We start from the raw sequence: 6,706 nt of genomic DNA on the forward strand, positions 1-6,706 counted from the left end.
GTGAACGGGGTGACCACGGAACCCGAAGCGGCAGACGTAACTGACACGGCCAACGCGGCCAACACAGCCGGTGATATCGGAGGCCGTGACGAGCGGATGCGGCGGTGGCGGCTGGTGCTCGGGGGTGACAGTGGTGAGGGGACGGGGGTTGAGCTTGCCGGGCGGGACGCGGCCATGGACGCCGCCCTCGGTGCGCTGTACGGGGGCGCTGGGGAGAAGGACGCCAAGGGGCGGCGGGACCGGTCGGCAGGGCTGGGGGCGTCGGCACCGTCCGTGGCGCGCTGGCTCGGGGACATCCGGACGTACTTCCCCTCGTCCGTCGTGCAGGTCATGCAGCGGGACGCCATCGACCGGCTGGGGCTCTCCACGCTCCTCCTGGAGCCGGAGATGCTGGAGGCCGTCGACGCGGACGTGCACCTGGTGGGCACGCTGCTCTCCCTCAACAAGGCCATGCCCGAGACGACCAAGGAGACCGCGCGGGCCGTCGTGCGCAAGGTCGTCGAGGACCTGGAGAAGCGCCTCGTGACGCGGACCCGTTCCACGCTCACCGGAGCGCTCGACCGCAGCGCCCGCGTCAGCAGGCCGCGCCACCACGACATCGACTGGAACCGCACGATCGCGGCCAACCTCAAGAACTACCTGCCGGAGTACAGGACGGTCGTGCCCGAGCGGCTCGTCGGGTACGGGCGGGCATCGCAGTCCGTCAAGAAGGAGGTAGTCCTCTGCATCGACCAGTCGGGTTCGATGGCCGCGTCCGTCGTCTACGCCTCGGTGTTCGGGGCCGTGCTCGGCTCCATGCGGTCGCTGAACACACGGCTGGTCGTCTTCGACACGAACGTCGTCGACCTGACCGACCAGCTGGACGACCCGGTCGACGTGCTGTTCGGCACCCAGCTGGGCGGCGGCACGGACATCAACCGCGCGCTCGCGTACTGCCAGTCGCAGATCACCCGCCCCGCCGACACGGTCGTGGTCCTGATCAGCGACCTCTACGAAGGGGGCATACGCAACGAGATGCTGAAGCGGGTCGCGGCGATGAAGGCGTCCGGGGTGCAGTTCGTGACGCTGCTGGCGCTCTCCGACGAGGGGACGCCCGCCTACGACCGGGAGCACGCGGCGGCGCTCGCGGCACTCGACGCGCCCGCCTTCGCCTGCACTCCGGACCTCTTCCCGGAGGTGATGGCCGCGGCGATCGAGAAGCGCCCGCTGCCGATACCGGACACGACGGCCGGGACGCGCTGACCGGGATGCGAGCGGGGGCGTGGCGACCGGGACGCGACGACGGGTGCCCGATCGCGGGAGCAACCAGAGCAAACAGGTGGCCTCCGACGCCACAGGGATCGCCCGGCCACCGCCGCGGTCGCCGGTTTTGCCGCGGTGACCACGCGATCTGTGACCGTCATCACCGCCCAAATGTGATCTGCGATTTAGGGACCTACGGCCCACGGCGATAACCTGCGAGACGGACATGCCGCGTACCGGACTCCGTCCTACGCCTCCCTTGTGACAGCGCAGTCACGTTGCCCTCCGCGGCACGCCCACGCAGACAGCTGACCACAAAGCAGCGAGATCGCAGCGAGATCACGGAAAAGGGACGGACGCGCGTGGACCTGTTCGAGTACCAGGCGAGGGACCTCTTCGCCAAGCACGGTGTACCGGTGCTGGCCGGTGAAGTCATCGACACGCCTGAGGCGGCGCGCGAGGCCACCGAGAAGCTGGGCGGCAAGTCGGTCGTCAAGGCGCAGGTGAAGGTCGGTGGCCGCGGCAAGGCCGGCGGCGTGAAGCTGGCGGCGAACCCGGACGAGGCCGTCGCTCGCGCGACGGACATCCTCGGGATGGACATCAAGGGCCACACGGTCCACAAGGTGATGATCGCCGAGCTGTCTCCGGAGATCGAGGCGGAGTACTACGTCTCGTACCTCCTCGACCGCACCAACCGCACCTTCCTCGCCATGGCGTCGGTGCAGGGCGGCATGGACATCGAGGAGGTCGCGGAGAAGACCCCCGAGGCCCTCGCGAAGGTCCCGGTCAACGCCGTCGAGGGCGTGACCATCGAGAAGGCCCGCGAGATCGTCGCGCAGGCGAAGTTCCCGGCCGACGTGGCCGAGGGCGTCGCCGAGGCCATGGTGACCCTGTGGGAGACCTTCGTCGCCGAGGACGCGCTCCTCGTCGAGGTCAACCCGCTGGTGAAGACCAAGGACGGCCGCATCCTGGCCCTGGACGGCAAGGTCTCGCTCGACGAGAACGCCGACTTCCGCCAGGCCGACCACGAGGCCCTCGAGGACAAGGAAGCAGCCAACCCGCTCGAGGCTGCTGCCAAGGCCAAGGGCCTCAACTACGTCAAGCTCGAGGGCGAGGTCGGCATCATCGGTAACGGTGCCGGTCTGGTCATGTCGACCCTGGACGTCGTCGCGTACGCCGGTGAGAACCACGGTGGCGTGAAGCCCGCCAACTTCCTCGACATCGGTGGCGGCGCCTCCGCCGAGGTCATGGCGAACGGCCTGGAGATCATCCTCGGTGACTCGGACGTCAAGTCCGTCTTCGTCAACGTCTTCGGTGGCATCACCGCGTGCGACGAGGTCGCCAACGGCATCGTGCAGGCCCTGGAGCTGCTCGCCTCGAAGGGCGAGAAGGTCGAGAAGCCGCTGGTCGTGCGCCTCGACGGCAACAACGCGGAGCTGGGTCGCAAGATCCTGAGCGACGCCAACCACCCGCTCGTGCAGCGTGTGGACACCATGGACGGCGCGGCCGACAAGGCCGCCGAGCTCGCGGCCGCGAAGTAAGGGACGAGGGACAGAACAGCCATGGCTATCTTCCTCAACAAGGACAGCAAGGTCATCGTCCAGGGCATGACCGGTGCCACGGGCATGAAGCACACCAAGCTCATGCTGGGTGACGGCACCAACATCGTCGGCGGCGTGAACCCGCGCAAGGCCGGCACGTCCGTCGACTTCGACGGCACCGAGGTCCCGGTCTTCGGCACGGTCAAGGAGGCCATGGAGGCCACGGGCGCCAACGTGTCCGTCCTCTTCGTGCCGCCGGCCTTCTCCAAGGCCGCCGTCGTCGAGGCGATCGACGCCGAGATCCCCCTCGCCGTCGTCATCACCGAGGGCATCGCCGTCCACGACTCCGCCGCCTTCTGGGCGTACGCGAAGTCGAAGGGCAACAAGACCCGCATCATCGGCCCGAACTGCCCCGGCCTCATCACCCCGGGCCAGTCGAACGCCGGCATCATCCCGGGCGACATCACGAAGCCGGGCCGCATCGGCCTGGTCTCGAAGTCCGGCACGCTGACGTACCAGATGATGTACGAGCTCCGTGACATCGGCTTCTCCTCGGCCGTCGGCATCGGTGGCGACCCGGTCATCGGCACCACGCACATCGACGCCCTCGAGGCGTTCGAGGCTGACCCCGAGACCGACCTGATCGTCATGATCGGCGAGATCGGCGGCGACGCCGAGGAGCGCGCGGCCGACTTCATCAAGGCGAACGTGACGAAGCCGGTCGTCGGCTACGTCGCGGGCTTCACGGCCCCCGAGGGCAAGACGATGGGCCACGCGGGCGCCATCGTCTCCGGCTCCTCCGGCACCGCCGCCGCGAAGAAGGAGGCCCTCGAGGCCGCCGGCGTGAAGGTCGGCAAGACGCCGACCGAGACGGCGAAGCTGGCGCGCGAGATCCTGGCGGGCTGACGTCCGTCGGTTGAGCAGTGTTGAAAGCGGGCCCGCACCTTTTTGGTGCGGGCCCGCTTTTTCGCGGCTGCGGCTGCGGCTGCGGCTGCGGCTTTGTCTTTGGCTGCGGGTGGGTGGGGGCTTGTCGCGCAGTTCCCCGCGCCCCTGAACGGCGCCTGGCGCCGCCTGCGCCTGGACGCGCCCCGATACTGCGTGCTACCTCGCCTGTGGAGTGAGGCGTTCCTCGCCGTTCGGGAGTTCCGCGCGGAGCTTTTCGCGGAGGGTGGTGTCCTCGTAGGTGAGGGGGCCCGGGCCCATGCGGGGCGGGACTCCGCTGATGGCGCGGCCGGGGGCCTGCGGGGGCTCGTAGTGCGTGGGCGCGTTCTTGAGGGTCAGTGCCGTCGCCCCGATGATCAGTGCCGTGAAGGCGATGGCCGCGCGCGTCCAGAAGCGTGCGCGGTACTCACTGCCGGTGCGGACGCGTTCGGCTCTCGGGAGCCGCAGCTTCTCGGCCCTGCCGACCTCTCCGAGCCGCTGGTGGAGGACCTCGGGGTCCGCCAGGTCGGGCAGCTGCTCGGCGATCGCCTCGCGCGCGTGCAGGATGCGGTTCGCGGCGGCGGGCGTGCTCGCCTCCGTCTCGGCCGCGGTCTCGGGCAGGTCGAGGCCGACGCCGTCGTAGAGCATCAGGGCGCGGCGCTGGGCGGGCGGCAGGCTCAGGAGTACGTCGAGGAAGGCACGGTCGGCGGGCTGCGCTGGCGGGGCGTCCGGGTGGCGCTGGCTGGGGCGGAAGCGGTGCCAGGGGGACATCGCGTACTCGTACGCCGCCGCGCGGACCCATCCCGCCGGGTTCCGGTCGACCGCCACCTCGGGCCAGCGCTGCCAGGCAAGCTGGAAGGCGCGCTCCACCGACTCCTGCGCGAGGCCCCGCCGTCCGGTGAGCAGATACGCCTGGCGTACGAGGCCGGGGCCGCACCCGGCGCACAGGGCGTCGAAGGCCTGGGCGGGGGTGAGATCCGGCTGCGCGGGCGCCTCGGCCTTCGTCACCCGCACCGGCAGCGGACGGATGTGGCCGTTGGCGGCGGGGGCGGTGAGAGCCGTAGGGGCCGTGGCGGTTGCCAGGGGGGCCGGGGTCCGCGACTTCGCCGCGCGCTTGGCGGCCGACTTCGATCGCGACCTCGATCTGCCGCTGACGGAGCGGGAGGTGCTGACGGAGCGGGAGGTGCTGACGGTGCTCGGGGAGCTGACGGTGCTGGGGGAGCTGAGGGTGCTGGCGGAGGTTCTTGCCCGCTCGGTTCCCTGCGGCTCCCTCTCCCTGTCCCTCTCCCTCTTCGGCTCCGGCTTGTGCGGTGTCTCCGCGGCGGCCTGTTCTGCCGCGACCGCGTTCAGGAGCTTCGCGTACGCCTCGCGCTTGCGGCCGCGCGGGCTGGTGCGCCCCGTTTCCCAGGAGCGGACCGTTTCGCGTGTGACGCCGACCTTCGCCGCGAGATCGGCCTGGCTCAGCGACTTCGCCTCGCGCAGCCTGCGGCGTTCCTTGGGGGACGGCAGAGGCGGGGCAGGGCTCTGGGGCATCTCGGAATCTCCGCACCGTGGGCCGACGTACGGCGGGCGGGCCGGGCGCAGCCGATCCGTCGTACGAAAAAGTACATAAACGTATATTGAGCGACACATCCGATATTCGCCTGTTACGGGACGAAAGCGCGTGTCGTTGGGAGCATGGCCGGGTGACCCAGACGACCGACTCCCACGCCTCGTCGCCGCCCGTGGAACCGTTGCGCGGACGGGCCCGCGACCGTTCTCCCGCCCTGGCCACCTGTGTGCTGGGCGGGGCCATCGCCGCGGGCCTCGGACTCGGCTCGTTCGCCGTACTGGTGATGGTGCTGTGGATCAGCTCGCCCTACCCCGACAGCGGGCCCGACGGCGCGCTGCACGTCGCCGCCGGACTGTGGCTCCTGGCCCACGGCACGGACCTGATCAGGACGGACACGCTCTCCGGGGCGCCCGCGCCGATCGGGGTGACACCGCTGCTCCTCGTCGTCCTGCCGGGCTGGCTGCTGCACCGGGCGGCACGGGACGCGGCGGCGCCCGAGGGCCGCGGGCACGCGGCGCGCACGGCGTGGTCCGGAGTGGTGGCCGGGTATCTGCTGGTCGGCGCGGCCGCCTCGCTGTACGCGGCGGGCGGCGAGCTGCGGCCCGACTGGATCAGCGCGGCCGTGCACGTGCCGGTGCTGGCGGCGGGCGCGGCGGGGCTCGGCGTGTGGACGGCCCGCGGGCGCCCGCACGGGCCGCTGCCCGCCGCCCTGCGCCGCCCGCTGGCCGCGCTGCCGGAGGGGGTACGGGTCTCTCTCCGAGCCGCTCTCGTACGGGGCTTCCTCGCCCGGCGTCTCGCGGTGGCCGTCGTCCGGGCCGGAGCGGCGGCCACCGGCGTCCTGGTCGGCGGCGGAGCGCTGCTCGTCGCGGTGTCGCTCGTGCTCCACGCGGGGCCGGTGCAGACGTCGTTCACGCAGGTCACGGACGTGTGGTCGGGACGGCTCGCGGTACTTCTGCTGGCTCTCGCGCTGGTCCCGAACGCCGCGGTGTGGGGCGCCTCCTACGGCCTCGGCCCCGGCTTCGCACTCGGCACCGGAACCGTCGCCGGACCCCTCACCGCGGGCGCGGCACCGCTGCTGCCGCCCTTCCCGCTGCTCGCGGCGCTGCCGACGGCGGGGCCCGGCTCACCGCTGACCTGGTCGGCCGCGGCGGTACCGGTGGGCGCGGGGCTCACACTCGCCTGGTGCACGGTCCGGGCGGCGGCGCCCGCGTCCGGGGAGCGGAACGAGGAGCGGAACGGGGAGCGGAACGAGGCGTGGTCGCGGGGCCGGACGGCGGCGTGCGCGGCGATGGCGTCGGTGGTGTGCGGAACGGCGGCGGCGGGCCTCGCGGCACTCGCGGGCGGGCCGATGGGCGTGGCGGTGCTCTCCGAATTCGGCCCGGTGTGGTGGCAGGCAGGGGCGGCGGCGCTGAGCTGGTCGCTGCTGGTCGGGGTGCCGGTGGCGCTCGGG

At 71.7% G+C, this 6,706-nt stretch carries 5 protein-coding genes; 4 read left to right on the forward strand and 1 reads right to left on the reverse strand.

Annotated elements, in window-relative coordinates:
• Positions 1-96 precede the first annotated feature (96 nt).
• The 3 genes from AOK03_RS37080 to sucD all read left to right on the forward strand — a co-directional run bounded on the left by AOK03_RS37080 (position 97) and on the right by sucD (position 3,689).
• The gene (locus tag AOK03_RS37080; RefSeq protein ID WP_079075199.1) at positions 97-1,242 is read left to right on the forward strand and encodes a VWA domain-containing protein; all 1,146 of its coding nucleotides are present in this window, start codon (positions 97-99) and stop codon (positions 1,240-1,242) included.
• A gap of 362 nt (positions 1,243-1,604) precedes the next feature.
• Positions 1,605-2,783, forward strand: coding sequence for an ADP-forming succinate--CoA ligase subunit beta (gene sucC, locus AOK03_RS37085; protein ID WP_055569775.1), 1,179 nt, complete (start codon positions 1,605-1,607; stop codon positions 2,781-2,783).
• 21 nt (positions 2,784-2,804) lie between these two features.
• Complete coding sequence (sucD, locus tag AOK03_RS37090) at positions 2,805-3,689, forward strand: succinate--CoA ligase subunit alpha (RefSeq protein ID WP_055569776.1); 885 nt, start codon at positions 2,805-2,807, stop codon at positions 3,687-3,689.
• 195 nt (positions 3,690-3,884) lie between these two features.
• Here sucD and AOK03_RS37095 read toward each other — a convergent pair whose 3' ends face one another.
• Complete coding sequence (locus tag AOK03_RS37095; RefSeq protein ID WP_055569777.1) at positions 3,885-5,237, reverse strand: helix-turn-helix domain-containing protein; 1,353 nt, start codon at positions 5,235-5,237, stop codon at positions 3,885-3,887.
• A 152-nt stretch (positions 5,238-5,389) separates the two neighbouring features.
• On the opposite strand from AOK03_RS37095, the gene AOK03_RS37100 reads away from it, so the two are divergent.
• The coding region (locus AOK03_RS37100; RefSeq protein ID WP_055569778.1) for a cell division protein PerM at positions 5,390-6,706 on the forward strand (1,317 nt) is incomplete at its 3' end.

Origin of the sequence: Streptomyces atriruber (assembly GCF_001418325.1) — a bacterium.
Lineage (GTDB): Bacteria > Actinomycetota > Actinomycetes > Streptomycetales > Streptomycetaceae > Streptomyces > Streptomyces atriruber.

Bases quoted from the DNA above. Each gene is read 5' to 3' on its own strand.
- AOK03_RS37095 (WP_055569777.1), bottom strand. From the start codon at position 5,237: ATGCCCCAGAGCCCTGCCCCGCCTCTGCCGTCCCCCAAGGAACGCCGC.
- sucD (WP_055569776.1), top strand. From the start codon at position 2,805: ATGGCTATCTTCCTCAACAAGGACAGCAAGGTCATCGTCCAGGGCATG.
- AOK03_RS37080 (WP_079075199.1), top strand. From the start codon at position 97: ATGCGGCGGTGGCGGCTGGTGCTCGGGGGTGACAGTGGTGAGGGGACG.